General features: G+C 56.2%; 24 protein-coding genes. 8 read left to right on the forward strand and 16 right to left on the reverse strand.

Annotated features, from left to right (window positions below; genetic code table 11):
* Positions 1 to 148: 148 nt before the first annotated feature.
* The gene (locus BFV67_RS05290) at positions 149 to 532 is read left to right on the forward strand and encodes a SecDF P1 head subdomain-containing protein (RefSeq protein WP_023326846.1); all 384 of its coding nucleotides are present in this window, start codon (positions 149 to 151) and stop codon (positions 530 to 532) included.
* A 181-nt stretch (positions 533 to 713) separates the two neighbouring features.
* Here BFV67_RS05290 and BFV67_RS05295 read toward each other — a convergent pair whose 3' ends face one another.
* Complete coding sequence (locus BFV67_RS05295; protein WP_235610622.1) at positions 714 to 1,148, reverse strand: hypothetical protein; 435 nt, start codon at positions 1,146 to 1,148, stop codon at positions 714 to 716.
* 625 nt (positions 1,149 to 1,773) lie between these two features.
* Here BFV67_RS05295 and BFV67_RS23200 point away from each other — a divergent pair.
* Both BFV67_RS23200 and BFV67_RS05300 read left to right on the forward strand, forming a co-directional pair.
* A complete protein-coding gene (locus tag BFV67_RS23200; RefSeq protein ID WP_071965067.1) occupies positions 1,774 to 2,463 on the forward strand; it encodes a DUF2625 domain-containing protein in 690 nt (229 codons plus the stop codon).
* Between the two features lie 97 nt (positions 2,464 to 2,560).
* Positions 2,561 to 3,091, forward strand: coding sequence for a tetratricopeptide repeat protein (locus BFV67_RS05300; RefSeq protein ID WP_050009954.1), 531 nt, complete (start codon positions 2,561 to 2,563; stop codon positions 3,089 to 3,091).
* Positions 3,092 to 3,298: 207 nt separating this feature from the next.
* Here the strand turns inward: BFV67_RS05300 and BFV67_RS05305 are convergent, their stop codons facing one another.
* The 4 genes from BFV67_RS05305 to BFV67_RS05320 form a co-directional block, all read right to left on the reverse strand.
* Complete coding sequence (locus BFV67_RS05305; RefSeq protein WP_023326851.1) at positions 3,299 to 3,802, reverse strand: DUF2569 family protein; 504 nt, start codon at positions 3,800 to 3,802, stop codon at positions 3,299 to 3,301.
* Positions 3,803 to 4,084: 282 nt separating this feature from the next.
* Positions 4,085 to 4,675 (reverse strand): hypothetical protein, encoded by a 591-nt coding sequence (locus BFV67_RS05310; RefSeq protein ID WP_065101774.1) that lies wholly within the window; start codon positions 4,673 to 4,675, stop codon positions 4,085 to 4,087.
* A 139-nt stretch (positions 4,676 to 4,814) separates the two neighbouring features.
* Positions 4,815 to 5,270 (reverse strand): hypothetical protein, encoded by a 456-nt coding sequence (locus BFV67_RS05315; RefSeq protein WP_069597953.1) that lies wholly within the window; start codon positions 5,268 to 5,270, stop codon positions 4,815 to 4,817.
* A gap of 229 nt (positions 5,271 to 5,499) precedes the next feature.
* Complete coding sequence (locus BFV67_RS05320; RefSeq protein ID WP_069597954.1) at positions 5,500 to 6,381, reverse strand: LysR family transcriptional regulator; 882 nt, start codon at positions 6,379 to 6,381, stop codon at positions 5,500 to 5,502.
* A 105-nt stretch (positions 6,382 to 6,486) separates the two neighbouring features.
* Here BFV67_RS05320 and budA point away from each other — a divergent pair, with 105 nt between their 5' ends.
* The 4 genes from budA (at position 6,487) to BFV67_RS05340 (ending at position 10,355) form a co-directional block, all read left to right on the forward strand.
* Positions 6,487 to 7,266: an acetolactate decarboxylase gene (budA, locus tag BFV67_RS05325; RefSeq protein ID WP_028015981.1), complete on the forward strand. Its 780-nt coding sequence runs from the start codon at positions 6,487 to 6,489 to the stop codon at positions 7,264 to 7,266.
* A complete protein-coding gene (alsS, locus tag BFV67_RS05330; RefSeq protein ID WP_418251752.1) occupies positions 7,238 to 8,959 on the forward strand; it encodes an acetolactate synthase AlsS in 1,722 nt (573 codons plus the stop codon). The genes budA and alsS overlap by 29 nt, the downstream gene beginning before the upstream one ends.
* 20 nt (positions 8,960 to 8,979) lie before the next feature.
* A complete protein-coding gene (locus BFV67_RS05335; protein ID WP_008499406.1) occupies positions 8,980 to 9,750 on the forward strand; it encodes a (S)-acetoin forming diacetyl reductase in 771 nt (256 codons plus the stop codon).
* Positions 9,751 to 9,881: 131 nt separating this feature from the next.
* Entirely contained in the window at positions 9,882 to 10,355 is a 474-nt protein-coding gene (locus BFV67_RS05340; RefSeq protein WP_008499407.1) for a cold-shock protein, read from the forward strand.
* Positions 10,356 to 10,462: 107 nt separating this feature from the next.
* Here BFV67_RS05340 and BFV67_RS05345 read toward each other — a convergent pair whose 3' ends face one another.
* The 5 genes from BFV67_RS05345 to BFV67_RS05365 all read right to left on the reverse strand — a co-directional run bounded on the left by BFV67_RS05345 (position 10,463) and on the right by BFV67_RS05365 (position 15,495).
* Positions 10,463 to 11,167, reverse strand: coding sequence for an ABC transporter ATP-binding protein (locus BFV67_RS05345; protein ID WP_069597956.1), 705 nt, complete (start codon positions 11,165 to 11,167; stop codon positions 10,463 to 10,465).
* Positions 11,154 to 11,990 carry an ABC transporter ATP-binding protein gene (locus BFV67_RS05350; RefSeq protein ID WP_025912674.1) on the reverse strand — a complete coding sequence of 279 codons (837 nt, stop codon included), beginning with the start codon at positions 11,988 to 11,990 and terminating at the stop codon, positions 11,154 to 11,156. The genes BFV67_RS05345 and BFV67_RS05350 overlap by 14 nt, the downstream gene beginning before the upstream one ends.
* On the reverse strand, positions 11,983 to 12,816 hold the full coding sequence (locus BFV67_RS05355) for an ABC transporter permease (protein ID WP_069597957.1): 834 nt from the start codon (positions 12,814 to 12,816) through the stop codon (positions 11,983 to 11,985). The genes BFV67_RS05350 and BFV67_RS05355 overlap by 8 nt, the downstream gene beginning before the upstream one ends.
* Complete coding sequence (locus BFV67_RS05360; RefSeq protein ID WP_069597958.1) at positions 12,816 to 13,829, reverse strand: ABC transporter permease; 1,014 nt, start codon at positions 13,827 to 13,829, stop codon at positions 12,816 to 12,818. Before BFV67_RS05360 ends, BFV67_RS05355 begins: the two co-directional genes overlap by 1 nt.
* Positions 13,830 to 13,926: 97 nt before the next feature.
* Positions 13,927 to 15,495: an ABC transporter substrate-binding protein gene (locus BFV67_RS05365; protein ID WP_069597959.1), complete on the reverse strand. Its 1,569-nt coding sequence runs from the start codon at positions 15,493 to 15,495 to the stop codon at positions 13,927 to 13,929.
* A 201-nt stretch (positions 15,496 to 15,696) separates the two neighbouring features.
* Here BFV67_RS05365 and BFV67_RS05370 point away from each other — a divergent pair, with 201 nt between their 5' ends.
* Positions 15,697 to 16,395 carry a GNAT family N-acetyltransferase gene (locus BFV67_RS05370; protein ID WP_023326860.1) on the forward strand — a complete coding sequence of 233 codons (699 nt, stop codon included), beginning with the start codon at positions 15,697 to 15,699 and terminating at the stop codon, positions 16,393 to 16,395.
* Between the two features lie 33 nt (positions 16,396 to 16,428).
* On the opposite strand, the gene BFV67_RS05375 is transcribed toward BFV67_RS05370, so the two are convergent.
* From BFV67_RS05375 to betA, 6 genes are all read right to left on the reverse strand, one after another.
* Entirely contained in the window at positions 16,429 to 18,123 is a 1,695-nt protein-coding gene (locus BFV67_RS05375; RefSeq protein ID WP_069597960.1) for a thiamine pyrophosphate-binding protein, read from the reverse strand.
* A gap of 33 nt (positions 18,124 to 18,156) precedes the next feature.
* On the reverse strand, positions 18,157 to 18,897 hold the full coding sequence (locus BFV67_RS05380; RefSeq protein ID WP_069597961.1) for an SDR family oxidoreductase: 741 nt from the start codon (positions 18,895 to 18,897) through the stop codon (positions 18,157 to 18,159).
* Between the two features lie 274 nt (positions 18,898 to 19,171).
* Positions 19,172 to 19,819 carry an anti-sigma factor gene (locus BFV67_RS05385; RefSeq protein ID WP_069597962.1) on the reverse strand — a complete coding sequence of 216 codons (648 nt, stop codon included), beginning with the start codon at positions 19,817 to 19,819 and terminating at the stop codon, positions 19,172 to 19,174.
* Positions 19,816 to 20,370 carry an RNA polymerase sigma factor gene (locus tag BFV67_RS05390; RefSeq protein ID WP_063618280.1) on the reverse strand — a complete coding sequence of 185 codons (555 nt, stop codon included), beginning with the start codon at positions 20,368 to 20,370 and terminating at the stop codon, positions 19,816 to 19,818. Before BFV67_RS05390 ends, BFV67_RS05385 begins: the two co-directional genes overlap by 4 nt.
* A gap of 43 nt (positions 20,371 to 20,413) precedes the next feature.
* Positions 20,414 to 20,977, reverse strand: a complete 564-nt coding sequence (locus BFV67_RS05395; RefSeq protein ID WP_023326865.1) for a fasciclin domain-containing protein — start codon at positions 20,975 to 20,977, stop codon at positions 20,414 to 20,416.
* 143 nt (positions 20,978 to 21,120) lie between these two features.
* Positions 21,121 to 22,785, reverse strand: coding sequence for a choline dehydrogenase (gene betA / locus BFV67_RS05400; protein WP_008500974.1), 1,665 nt, complete (start codon positions 22,783 to 22,785; stop codon positions 21,121 to 21,123).
* Positions 22,786 to 22,798: the final 13 nt, after the last annotated feature.

Consider the following 22,798-nt stretch of genomic DNA (forward strand, 5'->3'; position numbering starts at 1 on the left):
AGTAATGGGCTAGCGTGGCTGTGGGGCGAAAGAGGGGGAAGATGATAGATGTGAATATGAATGTCTGCTTTGTGCCAAAAGCAGACGTGGATAATGTTGAGATATGTTAATTTATGGGGAGCAGGTCAACAAATAAAAGGAGAAGAAGATGCAAATCAAATTTGGGGTGTTGTTACTCGTGGTGCTTGTGCCATTGACATCGACTGCAGCAAAAGGGAGTTTTATTTTTTCGGTCGGTAATGAGAAAACTTTGTTTGATTCTGGATGTGTAAAGACAATTGATTATGTAGAGAAGGATGAGATAGGTGCAGAGAATTTAGTCTTTAGATTTTCCGATGAATGTGGCAAAAGGTTGTCGGACATGACCCGACAGAATATCGGAAAGCATATGACCATCGCCTACGATGATAATAAAATTACTTCCGCTATGATTGCCTCGCGCCTGAGTACCAGTTTCAGAATATCCACAAAAGACATACCAAGAATAATGTTAATGCAAATACTTAACGATTATGATGGTGTTCGTGATTAACCAGAAAAAGCGGAAAATAATAATTTATTTGGCAATGTAAAAGTCATTCATAAAGACAATTTCCGCTCTACGCTCACAGCGGACATCGATCTTCGAGCCGATCCGCGCTGTGACAAGATCGGACTTTCTATGGCTATTATTTGTCAAAAAATTGAGCACAGGTCGCATCAGCACATCATATCTATAAGTCAATTTCTCTTTCTGCAACATAAATCACGCCTTTCACTTCATTTGGCAATATTTCATATTTCAATGGTGTTTTTGGTTTCGAAATTAATTTATATCCACCTTGTTCATAGTCGTAGCTGAACAATCCTTTACTTGACATCTCAACAAATGAGCGCAGATAGCAAGAACGCTGATTGTCATTTGAAAATGCAGGCAAATTGCCTTCTATGACATACACCTCTGACAAGGGTTCCAGCGAGTAAATATAATCAAAAATAAAATTATAGTCCTCGACAGATGACTTGATCCTTTCAGGAATCGGCCCCTGACCTGCTGTTGCAAAATGCGCTAAGTACCCTTCCTGGCTGGATAAAAACCAGTCCAGATCATATTGTAAAAAGTCATCGTCCATTTTCGTCATTTTTTTACACCAAATATCTTTTTTCATTTCTCACAACGTAGAATCACATCGCCACTACCTGACCGGATGCGATGACCTATCCCCTGTTGATTATCACATGCTAGTGTTAGTCCTGCATCTGATACAGAATGGATTAAAGGACCGTTTTTCGCTCATAGCTGTCGCTCTTAAAGGTTTTCCATATAATAAAACGCATTCATTAACTCATCTTCTGTGAGTGGCGATATCAGACTTGCGCCTGTATCACTCTCAACCTTCATCAGTAGCTCGCTGCGGGTGATTCCCAATCTATTCGCTACGTGGTTTGCGCAACTCCGTGCGTGTGATGCTCTATGCGCAAGAGGAGCTTCTATGTCTAAGACTTTTCTTTTTGATGATGAATGTGACATTGATTCCTCCTTTAATCGAAATTGCTGTCCAATCAGGCATGATGCGATAAGAAAAAAACTGATGTTTCTTGCGAGCTTCTACCTGAAGGGGAAAGAGCGCCTCAAATAAAACTTCGTAAACCATAATAGCTGAAGTTGGTGATCGTGTCCGCTCTTCAAACATAACGGCCGTTGCCGACCAAATTCTCTGATTTCATGCTCATGTTATCGGTTTAGCGTCCGATAAATAATGTAAACTAGCGTAGTTTGAATGAGGGAAAAGGATGAGGGAACTAGCTGAATTAATTGATAAAAAGAGATCTGGCTGGCATTCAGTGAAACAATGGCTGCAAGAAGCAAGCAATAGCTATGAAGCCTTACCTTGTAACCTTGCGCAAGCTCGCGCTGATTTACATCAGCTTCAGATAACTACTTTCTCTCCGCTTGGGGCAATTTCATATGAAACGGGAGGAATACTCATTGATAATGGTTGGTTGCGAATTTTAGGCTCAGGTCACACCAGACTGTCAAGAAGTCTGGCTTCATGGACGCAATTGGTAACTGCTGGTCAGACATTTCAGGCATTATTAATTGCTGATGATGCATCTGGAGGTTTTTTTGCACTTAACGGGGGAGAATTAGGTAAAGATCTCGGTGGGATATATTACCTTGCTCCGGATACTCTTGAATGGGAAAGCCTCGATACCCACTATTCAGGTTTTCTGCATTGGGCACTTTGCGGAGATTTGGATTTATTCTATAAAAATGTACGCTGGACGGGTTGGCGCGAAGAGATGGCTTTAATGAATTGTAATCTCGTTTATTCTTTCTATCCTTTTCTCTGGACTGAACAGCAGTTGTCTGTAGAAAAGCGTTCGCGATCAACGATACCTGTTGAAAAGCACTGGGCACTTTGCCTGGATTTACAACATCAATTAACCAACATGCAGAGCGACGATTTGCTTCCTCCTTGATTAATCAACGTGATAAATGTTTAGAGAATAAGCTAATTTTTATATAAATGATTTTTATTGAATGAGTAAGTTGATTTAAACCGAAACGGAACGAGAAATGGAAAAAATAATTCGCATGCTTTTTATTACTCTGGTGTTAACTTCTTGCGCTGTCAAGAAAAATAACCAAAGTGATATAAGTCCTGAACTGCAAAATAAAATGGGAGTTATGTACGCGAAAGGGCTAGGTGTTGAGGTGGATTACCATAAAGCTTTTGAATTTTACATGAAATCAGCTCTTCGAAATTATGCTCAAGCCCAAAATAATGTGGCATTTTGTTATGTTTCTGGGCAAGGGGTTAAAAAAGATTATTCAAAAGCGATGGAGTGGTATTTAAAAGCCGCACAACAAAACCATGCTGAAGCTCAAAATAACATTGGCGTCATGTATGAAAAAGCAGAGGGTATACCGCAAGATTATGCTCAGGCTATGAAGTGGTATCTTAAAGCGGCCAGTAACGGCAATGCCAATGCTAAAAAAAATATTGGAAATCTTTATTACTACGGGAAAGGAGTGCCGCAAGATTATGCAAAAGCTATGGAGTGGTATGAAAGCATTAAAAACACTGATATTTACTTACCAGAGTGATAAGGCTCCCCATGCAGTTTGCCTGGATGGATATAGTTTCAGTTATTGAGGTATGTCCTTTCTTTGCTTAAAGCGGACCTTGCCCGCTTTTCTACCCTTTCCCTATCATGAGCGGAGGGTGATAGCCTCCGCTCAGTTTTGATGCCGGGACGTTGAACAATAGAGCTCTGCATGCACAGGCATCAAATGATGAAGCCACTCGTGCTTTTATCGGATAAACGTTCTTTTTACGCGAACAGATGTTATGAAATAAGGAATCCAAATCAAAGCTGTTATCACGTTTCTAAAAATTGGCACAAGTTCATTATAGCCAATTTCAGCGCCAGGAATTAATATGTAAAGCAAGTAGGTATTAAATGACATTGTCGTCACGATTGATATTAAAAACAAAATATAAAGCTTTGGTAGCGATTTCTTCTTTTTTAGGAAAAATGAAAGAACGGTGACTGTAAAAAGAAATTCGCCTATATAAATAACCAGGGAAAGCATGAAGAAGATTTTTGCATTTGCATTCAAATGCGAATAGTTTTCTATCGTAAATTTAAATGCATCTGTCATTGCAAAAAGATAGGAAGCAGCGGTGACCACTAATCCTATAAGAGGGAGAAAAAGAAAGCCTCCAATTTTCCTGAAGTTTTTATCTTCGCAACTGTCGCAAAACTCTCTGTCCTGAGGTATTTCGACCCCACACTTTATGCATCCCCATTCCATATATGGACCTTTGGTAAATTTTATAATTAACAATAGATTAAACGAAGTCTATTACAAACACAACTGACCGATAAATAAGTGTACTGTACAGGTAATTTTCCGCGTAAATTTGTGTTAAGGGTGAATATCCGCCGCGCAGGTATTCATTTTAAAGGCGGTTGATCGGTACCGCTTTTTGCTAATAACCGCTCCTCAAACATTTCTTCCCGGCAGTTCTCGTCCGGAAACGGATATTTAAAGCGAAGTGCTAATGCTGAACGCCATAAGGTTATCTGTTGCACTTCAGTCCAGCTTCTCGATATTCAACCTAACCGCTTTCAGCGTTCTCCTGCGGATCCAGCCGCTGCCCGCCCGGATTATCAGCCAGTAAGCCGCCATTCTGAGCCGGGTGCTTCTGTCCGGGCAATAGACGAACGTTTCTGTACTGAGTTCATGCTGGCCTGGCGCCAATTCCGTTACCTGATAGCGTAGCAACAATGTCGCGCTGCCCGGCGTCACTGACGTCTGAAAAGCGCTGACATCCGGTACTTTTTCCAGACCAAAATCTGAACGCCAGAACTGTCCTCGCAAGCCATAGCAGAGCTCAGATGCTGAGTTTTTCAAAAGGGTAAAACTGTGCAGGCCAAAGTTGCCGATGGAGTTAGCCTGCTGATTACGCAGAAATTTCTGCGGTAATTGCCGTAAAAACATCAGCCGCCGAATGACGACATCTTGCCGGACGTCAAAGTTTGCAATCAACGGCAGAATATGTTCGGGATGCGCAGTATGAATGACCGTTCGGTGTTTTTCATGAAACTGGAACTGAGGTAAAAAAGCGGGGACATCCTGCCACTGAGCAAGCGCTTTGCGGGTTACGAATCCAGGATTCAGCATTTCTCTTCCTTGTCATCCCTTGAGTGCAGCCAGAGTATCAGATGGCGTTCCGCAAGCAATTACCAGGAAAAGAGAGGGGTATCTGACAGAAATGCTCCCCCATCCGCAGCAGCAGAACCCCGGCCTTCCATCACCCGTCTCAGTGCGCCGCGATATACGGCTCCTTCACAAACTCCGCCAGCAGCCAGACCATATCGTGCAGCAACCCGGTGAGTTCTTTCGCCACGCGCGCAGGCAGTGTCCCGCCCATCACCGCCAGCGTTAACGCCACGGCATAATCCACCTGCAACGCCGTCTCCTGCCAGCAGTCCGGCACGCAGGAAACGATCTTTTCTCCTGCGATGAGCCTTTCAACCAGATGCGGGGGAAGTTCTGTATCGCAACATTCACGCAGGCGTTTAAGCAGTGCCAGCAAGCGCTCGCAAAGTATAGAAAACGTCACGGGATCGTCAGTTTCAACCAGCACGCTCACACAGGCGGCGCAGGTGTCAGCCAGTTCGAAGAGATCTGCAGAATCGCAAAGTTGAAGATCGATGAGGTGGTGAACGGCGCTTTCTTCAGAGAGCGCATAAGAAAACTCAGGGACAGTAGCCATTTAGCATCCTCTTTAGGTAAAAATGTCACGTTATGCTAACGGGTTCCTACGCCCGGTTACGGATGGGCCGCAACGCAGGCACTTTACGGCGGTGAAAAAAGGATGGAAAGGGGATAACCCTGAATTACATAAGGTTGCTTGCAGGTTTGCGAGGCGGCTTCCAGAAGGGCATTGCCGGGTGGCGGCTACGCCTTACCCGGCCTACAAAAACCACCAACCAAACCGGCCGCTACCCCTCGCTCATCATCGCCAGAAACCGCTTCACCGTCCGCGAGCGTTCAAAGCGCCGCCAGCAGAGCGCGATATCGGTGTAAAGCTCCGGCGAGCTCAGCGCGTGGTAGGTGACATTAGGCGGAGAAATGGCCGCCATGGATTTCGGCACCAGCGCAAACCCGCCGCCCGCGGAAACCATGCTCAGGGAGGATGAAAGCTGTGACGACTGCAGCGCGTGCTGCACGTCGATCCCGGCCCGCTCGCAGCAGCCGTGAACCCGGTCGTACAGGCCGGGCGCGACCTCCTGCGGGAACAGCACCACCGGCGTATCCCGAAGCTGCTCTAACGCCAGCGAATCGCACGCCGCCAGCGGATGGTCGCGATGCAGCGCCACCACCATCGGCTCCCGATCGAGGATGGTTAACTCGAACGCCTTGCTGCTCTCGCACGGCAGGCGCACGAAGGCGATATCCAGTTCACCCTCCGCCAGCATCGTCGTCAGCGACGACATATTGGCTTCCACCTGGTGAACCTGCACCGCCATGTTCTGCACCTGAAACTGGCGAATCAGCGCGAAAATTTTGGGATGAAAAGCATCGGAGCTGGTGATGCCAATCGACAGGTTACCGTTCAGCCCGCGCGCGATGCCGCGGGCTTTCTCCAGCGCGGCGTCGCTCAGCGCCAGGATCTTGCAGGCGTCCTCGTAGAAGGCTTCTCCCGCTTCGGTCAGCTCCACGCCCCGCGTCAGGCGTCTGAACAGCGGCGTGCCCACTTCCTCTTCGAGCCGTTTGATCTGCTGACTCAGAGGAGGCTGCGAAATACCCAGCGATTCGGCCGCCCTGGTGAAGTGTCGCTCGCGTGCAACCGCGACAAAATACCGCAGATAACGAAGTTCCATATCTAAAACGTCTCAAACCAGCATGGTTTCTATATTGGAACTCTCTGCTGAATCGGGTCAACATTTATTTAACCTTTCTAAATAAAGTTGAAGAGGACGAGCATGATGGTGCATTCATCTGCCTGCGACTGTGAAGCCAGCTTGTGCGAGACCCTGCGCGGGTTCTCCGCCCAGCATCCTGACAGCGTGATCTATCAGACATCGCTAATGAGCGCCCTGCTAAGCGGCGTGTATGAAGGAGAGACCACCATCGCCGATCTGCTGGCACACGGTGATTTTGGTCTGGGCACCTTCAACGAGCTGGACGGCGAAATGATTGCCTTCAGCAGCCAGGTGTACCAGCTGCGCGCCGACGGCAGCGCCCGGGCCGCGAAGCCGGAGCAGAAAACGCCGTTCGCGGTGATGACCTGGTTCCAGCCGCAGTACCGTAAAACCTTCGACGCGCCGGTCAGCCGTCAGCAGATCCACGACGTCATCGACCAGCAGATCCCCTCCGATAACCTGTTCTGCGCGCTGCGCATTGACGGCAACTTCCGCCATGCCCACACCCGCACCGTACCGCGCCAGAAGCCGCCGTACCGCGCGATGACCGACGTGCTGGACGACCAGCCGGTGTTCCGCTTTAACCAGCGCGAAGGGGTGCTGGTCGGGTTCCGCACGCCGCAGCATATGCAGGGGATCAACGTGGCGGGCTATCACGAACACTTCATCACCGACGACCGTCAGGGCGGGGGCCATCTGCTTGACTACCAGCTGGAGAGCGGCGTGCTCACCTTCGGTGAAATTCACAAGCTGATGATTGACCTGCCCGCCGACAGCGCCTTTTTACAGGCCAACCTTCACCCCAGCAATCTGGATGCGGCTATCCGTGCCGTCGAAAACTAACAGGAGAACTACCGTGAACAGTGAGAAACAGTCACGTCAGTGGGCGCACGGCGCCGATTTGGTTGTCGGCCAGCTGGAAGCGCAGGGCGTGAAGCAGGTGTTCGGGATCCCGGGGGCGAAAATCGACAAGGTCTTTGACTCTCTGCTGGACTCCTCCATTGAGATCATCCCGGTGCGCCACGAGGCGAACGCGGCGTTTATGGCGGCGGCGGTAGGGCGGTTGACCGGCAAGGCCGGGGTGGCGCTGGTCACTTCCGGGCCGGGCTGCTCGAACCTGATCACCGGCATTGCTACCGCCAACAGCGAAGGCGACCCGGTGGTGGCGCTGGGCGGGGCGGTGAAGCGGGCGGATAAAGCCAAGCTGGTGCACCAGAGCATGGACACCGTCGCCATGTTCAGCCCGGTCACCAAATACGCCGTGGAGGTGAGTGCGCCGGACGCGATTGCTGAAGTGGTATCGAATGCGTTTCGCGCCGCCGAGCACGGCAGGCCGGGGGGCGCATTCGTCAGCCTGCCGCAGGATATTGTCGACCAGCCCGCCACGGGGGCGATTTTACCCGCCAGCGGTCCCGCGCTGATGGGCCCGGCACCGGAATCCGCTATCAATGACGTGGCGAAGCTTATCGAAAAGGCCAAAAACCCGGTCATCCTGCTGGGGCTGATGGCGAGCCAGCCCGCCAACAGCGCGGCGCTGCGCACGCTGCTGGAGAAAAGCCGTATTCCGGTCACCAGCACCTATCAGGCCGCCGGGGCGGTGAATCAGGAGCACTTCACCCGCTTCGCCGGACGCGTCGGTCTGTTCAATAACCAGGCGGGCGACAGGCTGCTCCATCTGGCGGATGTGATTATCTGCATCGGCTACAGCCCGGTGGAGTACGAGCCGTCCATGTGGAACAGCGGCGACGCCACGCTGGTGCACATCGACGTGCTGCCTGCCTATGAAGAACGTAACTACGTGCCGGATCTGGAGCTGGTGGGGGACATCGCCGAAACGCTGAACCTGCTCGCTAACCGGATCGACCACAAGCTGGAGCTGAGCCAGCGGGCCTCCGAAATTCTGGTCGACCGCCAGCATCAGCGCGATCTGCTCGATCGTCGCGGCGCCTCGCTTAATCAGTTCGCCCTGCATCCGCTGCGCATCGTGCGGGCCATGCAGGACATCGTGAATAACGACGTGACCCTGACCGTCGACATGGGCAGCTTCCACATCTGGATCGCCCGCTACCTCTACAGCTTCCGGGCGCGTCAGGTGATGATCTCCAACGGCCAGCAGACCATGGGCGTCGCGCTGCCGTGGGCCATTGGCGCGTGGCTGGTCAACCCGGGCCGCAAGGTGGTGTCGGTCTCCGGTGATGGCGGCTTCCTGCAGTCGAGCATGGAACTGGAAACCGCGGTGCGCCTCAACGCTAACGTGCTGCACATCATCTGGGTGGATAACGGCTACAACATGGTTGCCATTCAGGAAGAGAAAAAATACCAGCGTCTTTCCGGCGTCGAGTTCGGCCCGGTCGATTTCAAAGTCTATGCCGACGCCTTTGGCGCGAAAGGCTTTGCCGTGGAGAGCGCCGACGCGCTTGAACCCACGCTGCGCGCGGCGATGGATGTGGATGGCCCGGCCGTGGTGGCCATTCCCGTCGACTACAGCGATAACCCGCTGCTGATGGGCCAGCTCCATCTCAGCCAGATTTTGTGACTCAACATAAGGACAGAGAAATGCAAAAAGTTGCTCTCGTAACAGGCTCAGGCCAGGGGATTGGTAAAGCAATTGCGCTTCGCCTGGTGAAGGATGGCTTTGCCGTCGCCATCGCCGACTATAACGCGGAAACGGCCAGAGCCGTGGCCGATGAAATTATCCGTAACGGCGGTAACGCCGTCGCCGTGAAGGTAGACGTTTCTGACCGCGAGCAGGTATTTGCGGCGGTGGAGAAAGCCCGCACCGCGCTGGGCGGTTTCCACGTGATCGTTAACAACGCCGGGGTTGCGCCGTCCACGCCAATCGAATCCATCACGCCGGAGATTGTCGACAAGGTCTACAACATCAACGTGAAAGGGGTGATCTGGGGCATTCAGGCCGCGATTGACGCGTTTCGTAAAGAAGGGCACGGCGGGAAAATCATCAACGCTTGTTCCCAGGCGGGCCACACCGGTAACCCGGAGCTGGCCGTCTACAGTTCCAGTAAATTCGCGGTGCGCGGCCTAACTCAGACCGCCGCGCGGGATCTTGCTCCGCTGGGGATCACCGTTAACGCCTACTGCCCGGGCATCGTGAAAACGCCGATGTGGGCGGAGATCGACCGTCAGGTCTCTGAGGCGGCGGGTAAACCGCTCGGCTACGGAACCGAGACTTTTGCCAAACGCATTACGCTTGGCCGCCTGTCCGAGCCGGAAGATGTCGCCGCCTGCGTCTCATACCTGGCAGGACCGGACTCTGACTACATGACAGGCCAGTCTCTGCTCATCGATGGTGGGATGGTGTTCAACTAAATTCTAATAAGCTCTGACATGAGTTTTCCCCTGCCCCCGTGCAGGGGCTTTTTTTTGTCTCCTCCGTCATTGTGCATTACACTGCGCGCTGCAAAACTTTAGTCATTACGATCTGACAGGCGGTAACAGCGATGAACGGTACAATCACAACGTGGTTTAAAGATAAAGGCTTTGGATTTATCAAAGATGAAAACGGCGACAACCGCTATTTTCATGTGATTAAGGTCGCGAACCCCGATCTGATTAAGAAAGATGCCGCGGTGACCTTCGAGCCTACCACCAACAACAAAGGCCTTTCCGCCTATGCGGTGAAGGTGATCCCCGAAAGCAAACATCTCTATATCGCAGGCGAGCGCGTAAAGCTCACCTCGATCAAATCCTTCGTGGTGTTCAGCGAAGAAGAGCCCGTTGATACCAAAATCGACAAAGAGAACGCGGTGCTGTCGGTGGGCCTGCTGATGAACAGCATCAAGCCAAAATCCGATAAAAAGCCGGGCGAAATGCGCACGGTGAAGAAGCTGGCGATCACCACCTTCCAGAATACGACGCTGATCTTCACCGAAGATGAGATCGACATCGATGCCACGGTGAAGCTGCTGAAGTAATTGTTTGCCGGGTGGCGGCACGCCTTACCCGGCCTACGAAAAACCATCAACGCGGCACGAAACGTAGGCCCGGTAAGCGCAGCGCCACCGGGCACCGCCGCGCGCACTTACCCCATCCTGTGCTCGCCCCGTAACATCGCCTCACGGTTAAACACCTTCTGGATCGCCCCTCGCGCCATAAAAGCCGCCCGGTCGGACATATGGGCAATCACGTCCGCGTCGTGGCTCACCAGCAGATAGGTCATCTCATGCTCGGCCTTCAGGCGATTAAGCAGGTTCAGGATTTCCGCCTGCACCGACATATCCAGCGCCGAGGTCGGCTCGTCCAGCAGCAGTAGCTGCGGGCGCAGCAGCAGCGCGCGGGCAATGGCAACGCGCTGACGCTGGCCGCCGGAAAGCTGGTGCGGATAGCGCCTGCCCGCGTCGGCGGAGAGCCCCACCTCGTGCAGCGCATTGGCCACCTTCTCCGCGACCTGCGTCTCGCCGCGAATGTTCAACGGATCCGACAGCGTGCGAGAAATCGTGTGGTTGGGATGCAGCGACGCCCACGGATCCTGAAACACCATCTGCACGTTGCGGCGAAGCTCGCCTTCAAAGCGTCGCCCTGGCGTTAACGCTTCTCCCAGTAGCGCAATACTGCCGCGCCACTCGCGCTGCAGCCCCGCCAGCACGCGCAGAATAGTCGATTTCCCGCAGCCGGATTCACCGATCAGGCTGAACGTCTCGCCTTTCTCAATGCTAAAGCTGGCGGCCGAAACCGCCGTTTTTTCCCCGAAGGCGACCTGCACCTGGTTAACCTCAACGATCGCCATCGCTGGCCTCCTTCCACGGCTGCGAACGGTCGAGCGTCGGCAGCATCTGCCCATAGGTATGGGCGTCTGGACGACAGGTCCACAGGGTGCGCGTGTACGGATGCGTCGCCTGCGGGAGCCGGCTTGCCGCCATCTCATCGACCTTTTCGCCCTGATACATCACCAGCACGCGGTCGCAGTGCTCCGCCACCAGCGGCAGATCGTGGCTGATGAGCAGCATCGCCATCTGGCGTTCTTCGCACTGCTGCACCAGCAGCTCGAGGATCTGGTTGCGCAGGCGGGCGTCCAGCGCGGAGGTCGGTTCGTCGGCAATCAGCACCTGCGGGTTGTTGATCAGCGCCATCGCAATCATCACCCGCTGGCCCATGCCTCCGGAAAGTTCGCCGGGATAGCGTGACAGCACGTTCTCGCTCAGCCCGACGGCGCGGAGGATGTCGTGAATACGCGCCGTACGCTCCGGACGCGGCAGGCGTTGATGCAGGGTCAGCGCCTCATCAAGCTGGGCGGCGACGCTTTTCACAGGGTTAAGGGCGTAGCGCGGGTCCTGCAGGACCATCGCAATCCCGTTGCCGCGCAGCGCCTGCCAGCGACGGGCGTTCAGGGTCAGCAGATCGTTGCCCAGCACGTTAAGTCGGTTGGCGCTCACGATACCGGGTTTGCGCACCAGACCCATCAGGGCGCGGGCGGACATGGACTTGCCGGAGCCGGATTCCCCAACCAGCGCCAGCCGCTCGTTGCCAAGCGTAAAGCTCAGGTTGTTGACCACGCGTGCGGCGGGGTAGTCGATATTCAGCGCATCGACGATGACGCGGTGTTCAGTCATGCTGTGGCTCCAGTACATCGCGCAGGCCATCGCCCAGCAGGTTAAACGCCAGGCTGGCAAACAGAATCGCTCCGCCCGGAATAGCGGCAATCCACCACTGGTCGAAAATGACCTGCATGCCGTCGGCAATCATCGCGCCCCATTCGGCCATGGGCGGCCGTGCGCCAAGGCCGAGGAAGCCGAGACCAGCGGCGGCCAGAATAATCCCCGCCAGATCCAGCGCCAGCCGCACAATCGCGGACGGCAGGCACAGGGGCAGAATATGGCCGACCAGCAGGCGCGGGCCGCTGATCCCCATCATCTCGGCGGCGGCCAGATAATCGCTGTGGCGCAGACGCTGAATCTCGCTCCGGGCCTGACGCGCGTAGGCCGGCCAGGTGGTTAAGGCCAGCGCCAGCGCGCCGTTGACCAGCCCCGGGCCGAGCATCGCCACAAACGCGAAGGCGAGGATCAGGCGCGGCATCGACATCACCACGTCGGTAAAGCGCATCAGGACTCGCTCCAGCCAGCCGCCGTAGTAGCCGGACAGGATCCCCACCAGCAGCCCGGCGGGCAGGGTGATAACGGTGACTAAGGCCACCAGCCCGAGCGCCGGACGGGTGCCGTAAATCAGGCGCGAGAGCAGATCGCGCCCGTAGCCGTCGGTGCCCAGCCAGTGCTGGCCGTTCGGTGCCTGCAGGCGCGCGGCGGCGTCCTGCCAGTTCGGATCAACCGGTACCAGCCAGGGCGCGAACAGGGCAATAAACACCAGCAGCGCCAGGGCAATCAGCCCGCAAACGGCGGCAGGGGAGCGGCGCAGGCGGCGTAAGAAGAGATAAAACGGCATCAGCGCACCCTGGGATCGGTCGCCCGCACAAGCAGGTCGGTAAGGTTATTGATCAGCACAAAGCAGACGCCAATCAGCAGCGTGCCGCCCATGACCGCGGTGGTGTCTCCGGCGAACAGGGCGGTGGTGAGATAGCGTCCGATGCCCGGCCACGAGAAGACGGTTTCGGTTAATACCGCACCTTCCAGCATGCTGGTATAGGCCAGGGCGATCACCGTCAGCAGGGTGCTGCGAATGTTCGGCAGCACGTGGCGCAGCAGAATGGCCATCTCCCCGGCACCCTTGGCGCGGGCAAGCAGGATGTACTCCTTGTTCATTTCGCCGAGGCAGGCGGAGCGGGTCAGGCGGGTAATGCTCGCCAGCGAGTAGTACGCCAGCAGCACCACCGGCAGCACCAGGTGGCTGATGGCGTTGCGAAACGCCTCGCGATCGCCGGAAAGCCAGGTATCTATCAGCGCAAAGCCGGTGCGCGTCTCGACGGTGAACTGCCAGATGTCGTCAAGCCTGCCGGGGCCCGCGCTCCACTGCAGCTTCGCGTAGAACAGGGCCAGCATCAGCAGGCCAAGCCAGAAAATCGGCACCGAGTTGCCGAGCAGGGTGAGCGTTCTGATGGATAAATCGAGCGGCGAACCGGCGTAGCGGGCGCACAGAACCCCGGCCGTCACGCCGAGCACGGACCCGATGATTAACGCCAGGGTCGCCAGCTCCAGCGTGGCGGGGAAGGCGTGCAGCAGATCCTGCAGCACCGGCTGTCCCGTGGCGCTGGCGGTGCCTAAATCACCGTGGGCGAGGCTCAGCAGATAGTGCCAGAACTGCACGGGCAGCGGTCGATCCAGCCCGAGCTGGTGGCGAACCTGATCGTACGTGGACTGGCTGGCGTGATCGCCGACGATCTGCAGCACGCGATCGACCGGTGAAAACGCCGAGAGCGCAAAGGTGACGAGCAGCAGCCCGAAGAGCGTGAGCAGCAGGGTCAGCAGGCCCTGAAGCACGCGGGTGGAAAGATGTGGCATGGGAAATCTCTTCATGCCGGGTGCGGCTTCGCCTTACCCGGCCTACAAAAACCGAGAACACAGGCCGGGTAAGCGCAGCGCCACCCGGCAACAAGGGCTACTTCGTGACGCGATCGTACCAGACCATATCCGCGTTCAGCCCCTGCTGATACCCCTTCACGTTATCGCGCACCACGATCTGGGTTTTGCCCTGATCGACGAAGACGTACGGCGAGCTTTGCTGCAGCTGTTCCTGCATTTTCTTGTACAGATCCAGACGTTTCGCCGGATCCGGTTCGGCAACCGCCGCCAGCGTGGCCTTGTTCAGCTCCGGGATTTTCCAGCCGTTCAGTCCGGCCACGGTGCTGGACTTCCCGTCGTTCCACGCGAAGGCGCTGGCGTTAGAGTGCGCGTCGAAGTAGTCCGGGATCCACAGACGAATCGCCGCCTGATGCTGCTTCGCGCGCACGCGGGCATAGACCTGGCTCCCGGCGGCAGGCAGCAGATCCACCTTCACGCCACCCTGCGCAAAGCTCGCCTGCATCGACTGGGCGATGGTGATAAACGGCGGCTTGTTCTCCACGTCCAGCGTGAAGTGCGCGTCCTTAATGCCCGCTTTGGCGAGAATGGCTTTCGCTTTTGCCGGGTCAAATTTAAACGGATTGTCTTCCAGCGCGCCCGGCAGCCCGACCGGCAGGAAGCTCTGGTGAACAAAATACTGGCCTTTCAGCAGGTTCTTCGTGATGCCGTCATAGTCGACCAGCCAGCGCGACGCTTCCCAGAACGCCGGGTTGTTAAGCAGCGGATTGGCGCTGTTGCCGGTGTTAAACACCAGGTAATTCTGCTCCGCAGACGGAATGCTCAGCACCTTCACGCCCGGCTTGCCGTCCAGGGCGCTAATCTGGTCTGCACCCAGATCGCGCGCCACGTCCGCATCCCCCTGCTGGATAAGCAGGCGGCGTGAAGCCGGATCGGGGACGTTTTTAATGATGATGCTTTTGAGCTTCGGCGCGCCGCCGGGGGCGGAATCGTTGGCTTCCAGCACGATGGCCTGATGCGGCTGATAGACGCGCATTTTGAACGCGCCGCTGCCCGCCGAGTGCATTTTCAGCCACGCGTTACCGAAGTCGTTATCCTTGACGTTTGCGGCGACCTCTTTTTCATCGACGATAGAGGCAATCGGCGTGGAGAGGATATTCAGCGCCACCGACGGGCTGACGTCCGCCGTCCAGTGAAGCTGGAGGGTATGATCGTCCACCTTTTTCAGCTGGCTGGCGATGTTGCTCGCGTCCCAGCCCAGCACGTTGAGGATAAAGGCCGGGGATTTGTTCAGCGTCACGGCGCGGGTATAAGAGAAGATCGCGTCTTCCGGGCGCAGCGGGTTGCCGGAGGCGAATTTCGCATCGGGTTTAAGCTTGATGGTCAGGGTTTTTGCTGCCGCGTCCGCGTCCCAGCTTTCTGCCAGAACCGGCGTGATTTTTTCCGGATTATCGCGGTCCGGCTGCACCAGACGCTGGTACAGGCTCGGCACGGTCTGGATGCTGGAGAGCTCGTTGGCTTCGGCCGGGTCGAGGCTCACGATGTCATCAAGCCCCTGGGCTACCACCAGCGTGTTGGGCGGCGTAGCGGCGTGGGCGGCGCCTGAGAGCGCAGCCAGCACCAGTAACGGCAACAGTTTTTTTGTCATAGCGATCCCTGAGAAGAATATATTGTGATTGTTTTATGCTCCGCTACGTTAGGGCGACTGTGCCATTCCACAAAGTCGAAATTCAGCTTTACTTATGCCTTCCGGGAATATCGCATGCGCTCGGGCTATTAAAACACGCTGCTTTTCGCCTGCTTTTTAACCTGCTATAACAAATGCCTTACCTTTCAGGGAGTCACCGCCGTGCCCGAAATCAATCAACATGGTCAAACCGTTAACGATATCGTTCCCGACTGGAAAGGCGCGCGCGCGTTAACCCGCACGCCGCTGTTCGGCCAGTATTGTCGCCTGGAGCCGCTGGACGCCGATCGCCACGCGGCCGATCTCTTTGAGGCCTACGCGCTGGGCGACGACAGCGACTGGACGTGGCTTGCCAGCACGCAGCCCACGAGCGTGGAAGCCACCGCGCACTGGATCATGGCGAAGGTCATGGACGATGAGCTGGTGCCGTTTGCCGTCATTGACTTACGCAACGAACGGGCGGTGGGGCTGGTGAGCTATATGGCTAACGAGCGGCTGTTGGGCTCGGTGGAAATTGGTCACGTCACCTGGTCGCGCAAAATGAAAGGTTCCCGCATCGGCACCGAAACGGTGTGGCTGCTGCTGAAAAATGCGTTTGAGCACGGCTACCGGCGCCTCGAGTGGAAGTGCGATTCCATGAACGTGGCGTCGCGCAGGGCGGCGGAGCGGCTGGGGTTTGTCTGGGAAGGACGCCTGCGCCAGAAGCTGGTGCGTAAAGGGCGCAACCGCGACAGCGATATGCTTTCTATTATTGACGGCGAATGGCCGCAAAGAGACGCGGAGCTGCGCGCCTGGCTGGCGGCAGAGAATTTTGACGAGGAAGGGCGGCAGATAAAGCGGCTTGAGGCGTTTCGGTTATAAGTTTTTTATGTAGGGTACAGCGTAAACGCGCGGTTAATCCGCGGAAATCGCGATTTCAATCAGGTTGGTTTTTCCTGACTGCAGGCCGCGCGTTACCGCTTCGGCGATATCGGCAGCCTCGGTTACCCGGCAGCAGTGGACGCCCATGGCGGTGGCCAGCGACTGAAAATCGATATGCGGGTTCACCAGGTCCATCCCGATAAAACGCCCCAGCCGCGTTGAGCTGTAGTCAGCCTGGCTCTTCATAAAGTTTTTCAGGATGTTGTACTCCCTGTTATTCATGACGATAAAGGTGACCGGCAGATTTTCGTGTGCCGCCGTCCAGAGCGCCTGCGGCGAGTAGAGGGAGGCTCCGTCTCCAACTAAACACACTACCGGCTCGCGGCCCAGCCCCAGCGAGTGACCTACTGCTGCGGGCATCCCCCAGCCCAGTCCGCCGCCGCGCATAAAGTAGTAGCGCTGGTGCTGCTGGTCAGAGATGAACCGGCGGACATGCCTGGCGGTCGCTATCGCCTCATCCACGATGGTGGTACCCGCCGGAATGGATCGGATGACTTCCCAGGCTGCGACCATCGGCGAAAGGGCCGGGCGTAGCCGCTCGACGGCCAGACGTTCTTCCTGCTGCTGCCACTCCTTCTCCCGTTCGTCGCGGGCCGTAACCAGCAGCCGCTTGTGGACCAGCCTGCTGGCGATCAGGCGCTGCTTAAGCTTCGGCAGCAGTTCGTGCAGGGACAGTTTGATATCCCCCATCACCGAAAGGCGAGTGGCATAGGTGCGGCCAAGCTCGTGCATATCCGCCGAGAGCTGGTACACCGCGCAGGTCGCCGGAATGGCCTCGCCCTCGCTGTATAAAATGGTGATCAGGCTTCTGCCGCCGATGATGAATACGGCATCGTAGGCATTGATGATGCTGGCGATTTCGCTGGCGGTGGTGGGCATATTGCCCCGCCAGAGCGCGTGCTGGGTGGGAAAAGGTAAATTCAGCGGCCAGGAGGAGCCGTAGACGTGGGCGCTGAGCGCTTCCGCCAGCTCGACAATCTCCTGCGTCGAGCCGCTGGAGTGCACCTCATCGCCCGCCACAATCATGATCCTGCCCGGCGCGATCTCGCTGAGCGCCTCCGCCAGCTCGTCCAGCGAGCCCGCCACGGTGTGGTAGTTCACTCTCGACGCCGTCTGTATCCCGGCATCGCTCAGCTCTTCCATCACGTTCATCGGCAGAGAGAGCAGCACCGGACCAGCCGGAGGGTAGCTGGCAGCGTGAAACGCGCGGCGCACCAGCACCGGGAGCTGGTCGGCGCTGGTGACCTCCTGCGCCCATTTCATGACCGGAGAGCCGATGGACACAATATCATCATACAGCAGCGGGTCGCGGACGTAGTGCCGCGTATCCTGCTGTCCAACGGTCACCACCAGCGGGGTTTTCATGATCCGCGAATTAATGAGATTCCCCATGCCGTGCCCCAGGCCGCTCGCGGTATGCAAATTGATAAAGCCCGTTTTGCCGGAGGCTTTCGCATAGCCGTCGGCAATCGCCACCACGGTGCTCTCCTGAAGCGCCAGAGTATAGTGAATATTTTCATGGCGAAGCAGGGCATCAATGAGCGGAAGTTCGGTGGTGCCGGGGTTGCCAAAAATATATTCCACGCCTTCACTCTCCAGCACTTCAAGAAGAATATCGGCACCCGTTCGCATATTGAGATCTGATAAGGACGTTAATGATTTAATCATACTGACACCTCATTCAGTATTATTTAACCCAGGCTAAAATTCTTCCTGCGTTGGACGCACAACAATTTCATTAATATCAACGTCGCCAGGCTGTTCAATAGCAAATAAAACCGCGCGGGCAATTGCGTCAGCCGGAATAGCCTGCTTATAAAACTCATGGAGAAATTTTTTGCTCTCTTCGTCAGAACTGCCGAATTGCAGCTCGCTTTCGACGGCACCGGGCGAAATAAGCGTCGTGCGGAGGGTTTTACCCGCCTCCAGACGTAAGCCTTCACTCAGCGCGCGGACGGCGAATTTTGTGGCGCTGTACACCACGCCGCCAGGTGCCAGCACCTTGATGCCCGCGACGGAGGCAACGTTAATAAAATGACCGCTGCCCTGACGCTGGAACACCGGCAACGCGGCCGCGATGCCGTACAGCACCCCTTTCAGATTGGTGTCAATCATCTTGTCCCATTCGTCGGTTTTCAGCTCGCTCAAGGGAGCGATAGCCATAAAGCCTGCGTTGTTGATTAGCACATCCACGCGCTGGTAGGCGGCAACGGCAGCGTCAATGGCGCGCTGAACCTCCTCCTGACGGGTGACATCGGCCTTCACGGCTATCGCCTTGCCGCCTTGCTGAATAATCTGATCCACCAGGGCATTAATTCTGTCCAGACGGCGCGCCACCAGCACCAGCGAAAACGCGTTATTCGCTAAATGGAGGGCAATCGCCTGACCAATACCGCTGCTGGCACCGGTAATGACAACAACCTTGTTTGCACTATTATTCATGATCTTATCTCGCTATTGAGTGATGCAAAAAATAAAAGGCAGAGAAGCATTAATAAATAATGATAAATTCATTAATGCGTTTTTTTGATATATTGTGTATCGGGAATAAAATGATGTTCGTTTAAAACTTAATGGAGTACGCAAGAGTCTGTCAATGTCGTTTTTAAATAATTACATTAATTACAGGCCTAATATTTAATTCTTATAGGTAACCGAGAACGGTATATAAATGCAATGGGGTCACGATAGCGGCCCTGCGAGCAGGGCCTGAGAATTACAATTGGCCACTGTAAAGCACCGGGCCTGTGGGGAGCCCAGTGGGCGATCCGCCCGCTGGTTCAAGGCTTATGGCTATCGTGGCGTCAGGAGGGAGCGTTGTGTTCCTGAGGGTGACGCGTGTCGGTATGTCGTTATGCAGCAGCCCCATGGAGACTGGCGCCTGCCCGCCTGGGATCAGCCAAAGCTGGAGGCTGTGTTGCGCCGCGACGGCCGTCGGCCGAAGAGGGGCAATGCTCAAGTGCTGGCGGCTGGCATCCGCGCTGACGACCCACTGTCCGTGCTGTTGGGCATCGTTGAGGACGATCAGCGGAACGAGTTCCGGTGTACGGGTGGCATACCAGGCAACGACCGACAGGGCGGCGAGGGAGGCCGCAACCATCCAGCCGACATAAGGCCGACTTTTGCGTAAAGGCTTTTTGGGCGGCAGGTCGAGGGCGATTCTTTTCCACACCGTCTCGGGTGGAGGGACGGGCACAAGATGACTATCCAGCGTGCTGAACATTTTCTGCCAGTACGCGACGCGGGCGGCCAGAGCCGGTTCACGGAGGACCCTTTTCTGGAACTGAAGCCGTGCTCCTCCCCGCAGCGTGCCGAGGGCATACTCTGCTGCCAGCATGTCGTCGCGTTTTTCTGCGTCATTCATAGCCCCACGCACTCCCGAAGATGGTCCATTGCCCGACGTATCCAGCTTTTCACCGAGCCTACAGGCTGCTGGAGCCAGTCGGCAATGTCGCTGTGAGACATTCCCTGATAGTAGGCGAGCGTAATGCTCTGGCGCTGCTCGCTGCTCAAATGTTCGAGACAATGCCTGAGCCGCTCTGCCTGCGCATCGTCGTGCCAGTTATTCTGCTCATCGCTTTCGCTCAGCAGAATATCTTCCGAATACGACTCTTCACGGGCTGCAGCCCGGGTTTGCCCGCTGCGCAGCCAGTCAATACAGCGGTTGCGAACAATATGCGTAAGCCAGGTCATCGGGGAGCTCAGTGCAGCGTTGTAGGTTTCGGCTTTACTCCAGACGGTGACAAAACAGTCGTGCAGGATCTCTTCTGCCCAGGCGCGGTCGCGCAGCATGCGCAGCGCAACGGCAAACAGGTGAGGCGATGTGAGTCGGTAAAGTTGTTCAAATGCGCGGCGATCGCCGTTAGCGACCGCCTGCATTAATTTCAACTGCTGTTCAGCCAGCGCGTTATCCATGTTTTTCCCGGAAGGCAACGTCACACTTCCGAAGTATAGACAACTACTTAGGCATCAGGACGGTATCAATCACATCGATCACGCCATTTTTCTGATGGACGTCATAGGTGCTGATGTTCGCCACGTTACCTTTACCGTCCTTGAGCTGAATATTGTGCGGGCCGTTACTCATGATCCACAGCGGTTGACCGTTAACGGTCTTCAGCTCCGCGTGACCGCCGCCCTGTTTAATTTTCTGCTCCAGCGCTTTCATATCGTAATTACCGGCGACCACGTGATAGGTCAGAATGCTGGTGAGCGTGGCTTTGTTTTCGGGTTTGACCAGGTTCTCGACCGTGCCGGCAGGCAATTTCGCAAACGCCGCATTGGTTGGGGCAAACACGGTGAAGGGCCCTTTGCTCTGGAGCGTATCCACCAGCCCGGCCGCTTTGACGGCGGCCACCAGCGTAGTGTGATCTTTCGAGTTCACGGCGTTTTCAACGATATTTTTGCTCGGGAACATCGCCGCTCCGCCCACCATCACGGTGTCTGACGTCATGGCTGCTGATGCGCCTGCACAGAAGAGTATCGCGCTGGATACGAATGCAACACTGAGTAGCTTTTTCATCATTTATCCTCGGATTAAGGAGCAAAGGCGTTGCTCACATACTCATATACGAGGGGCGGGGGGAAACTGGATGCAGGGAAATGAAAATAAATTTGTGGCGGGGAAGTGAATTCCCTCTCCCCGATGGGGAGAGGGCAAATGACTTAGCGTCTCACCGGTGCCCCGTTCGCCACATAATACGCCGCCGTGCTCTTCGCCAGCGGCTCGCGACCGCGAATGGCGTCGGCAATCTTCTCACCAATCATAATGGTGGTGGCGTTCAGGTTGCCGGTGATGATCTGCGGCATAATCGACGCATCCACCACGCGCAGCCCTTCCAGCCCGTGAACGCGGCCTTCGCCGTCGACCACCGCCATCTCGTCATAGCCCATCTTGCAGGTGCCGCACGGGTGGAAGGCGGTTTCCGCGTGGTTGCGCACGAACTCGTCCAGCTGCTCGTCGGTCTGGCAGTCAATACCCGGACTGATTTCGCGGCCGCGGTACTTGTCCAGCGCGGGCTGGTGCATGATCTCGCGGGTGATGCGGATCGCGTCGCGAAACTCCTGCCAGTCCTGCTCGTGGGACATATAGTTGAACAGGATCGCCGGATGCTGGTGCGGATCGCGCGACTGGATGCGCACGTGTCCGCGGCTCGGGGAGCGCATGGAGCCGACGTGGCACTGGAAGCCGTGTTCTTTCACCGCGTTCGAGCCGTTGTAGTTAATTGCCACCGGCAGGAAGTGGTACTGAATGTTTGGCCACTCAAACTCTTCACGGCTGCGGATAAACCCGCCCGCTTCGAAGTGGTTGCTCGCGCCCACGCCGGTGCCGCCAAACAGCCACTCGGCACCAATTTTCGGCTGGTTCCACCACTGCAGGGCAGGGTAGAGGGAGACCGGCTCTTTGCATTCGTACTGGAGGTACATCTCCAGGTGATCCTGCAGGTTTTCGCCCACGCCGGGCAGATCGTGTACCAGCGGGATATCGAACTGCTTCAGCAGGTCAGCGTTGCCCACGCCGGAGCGCTGGAGGATCTGCGGGGAGGCAATCGCCCCGGCGCTCAGCAGCACTTCTTTTTTTGCCGTCGCTTTGGATGGGATGGTGCTTTCACCCTCCAGCCACTCGACGCCCACCGCGCGTTTGCCCTCAAAGAGGATGCGATCGGTCATGGCGTGGGTGCGGATGGTCAGGTTCGGACGCGGTTTCGCCTGATCCAGATAGCCGCGCGCGGTGCTGGCGCGTCGGCCCTGCGGGGTGACCGTGCGGTCCATCGGGCCGAAGCCCTCCTGCTGATAGCCGTTAAGATCGTCGGTGCGCGGATAGCCCGCCTGTACGCCCGCCTCCACCATCGCCTCGAACAGCGGGTTCACGCCCGGTTTCGAGGTGGTAACGCTCACCGGGCCGTCGCCGCCGTGGTAGTCGTTCGGCCCCACGTCGCGCGTCTCTGCCTTGCGGTAGTAGGGCAGGCAGTTGAGGTAGCTCCAGTGCTCCAGGCCCGGCTCTTTCGCCCAGTGGTCGAGGTCCATCGCGTTACCGCGGATGTAGCACATACCGTTGATCAATGACGAGCCGCCCAGCCCTTTGCCGCGTCCGCACTCCATGCGGCGGTTGTTCATGAAGGGTTCTGGCTCGGTTTCGTACGCCCAGTTGTAGCGCTTGCCCTGCAGCGGGAACGCCAGCGCGGCGGGCATCTGGGTGCGGAAGTCAAATCGGTAATCCGGTCCGCCCGCCTCAAGCAGCAGGACGGTGGTGTTCGGATCTTCAGTCAGTCGTGTCGCCAGCACGTTGCCGGCAGAGCCGGCCCCGATAATGATGTAGTCAAATTGCAAATAAACCTCCCGG

The organism is Enterobacter roggenkampii (assembly GCF_001729805.1).
In the GTDB taxonomy this organism is placed as follows: Bacteria; Pseudomonadota; Gammaproteobacteria; order Enterobacterales; family Enterobacteriaceae; genus Enterobacter; species Enterobacter roggenkampii.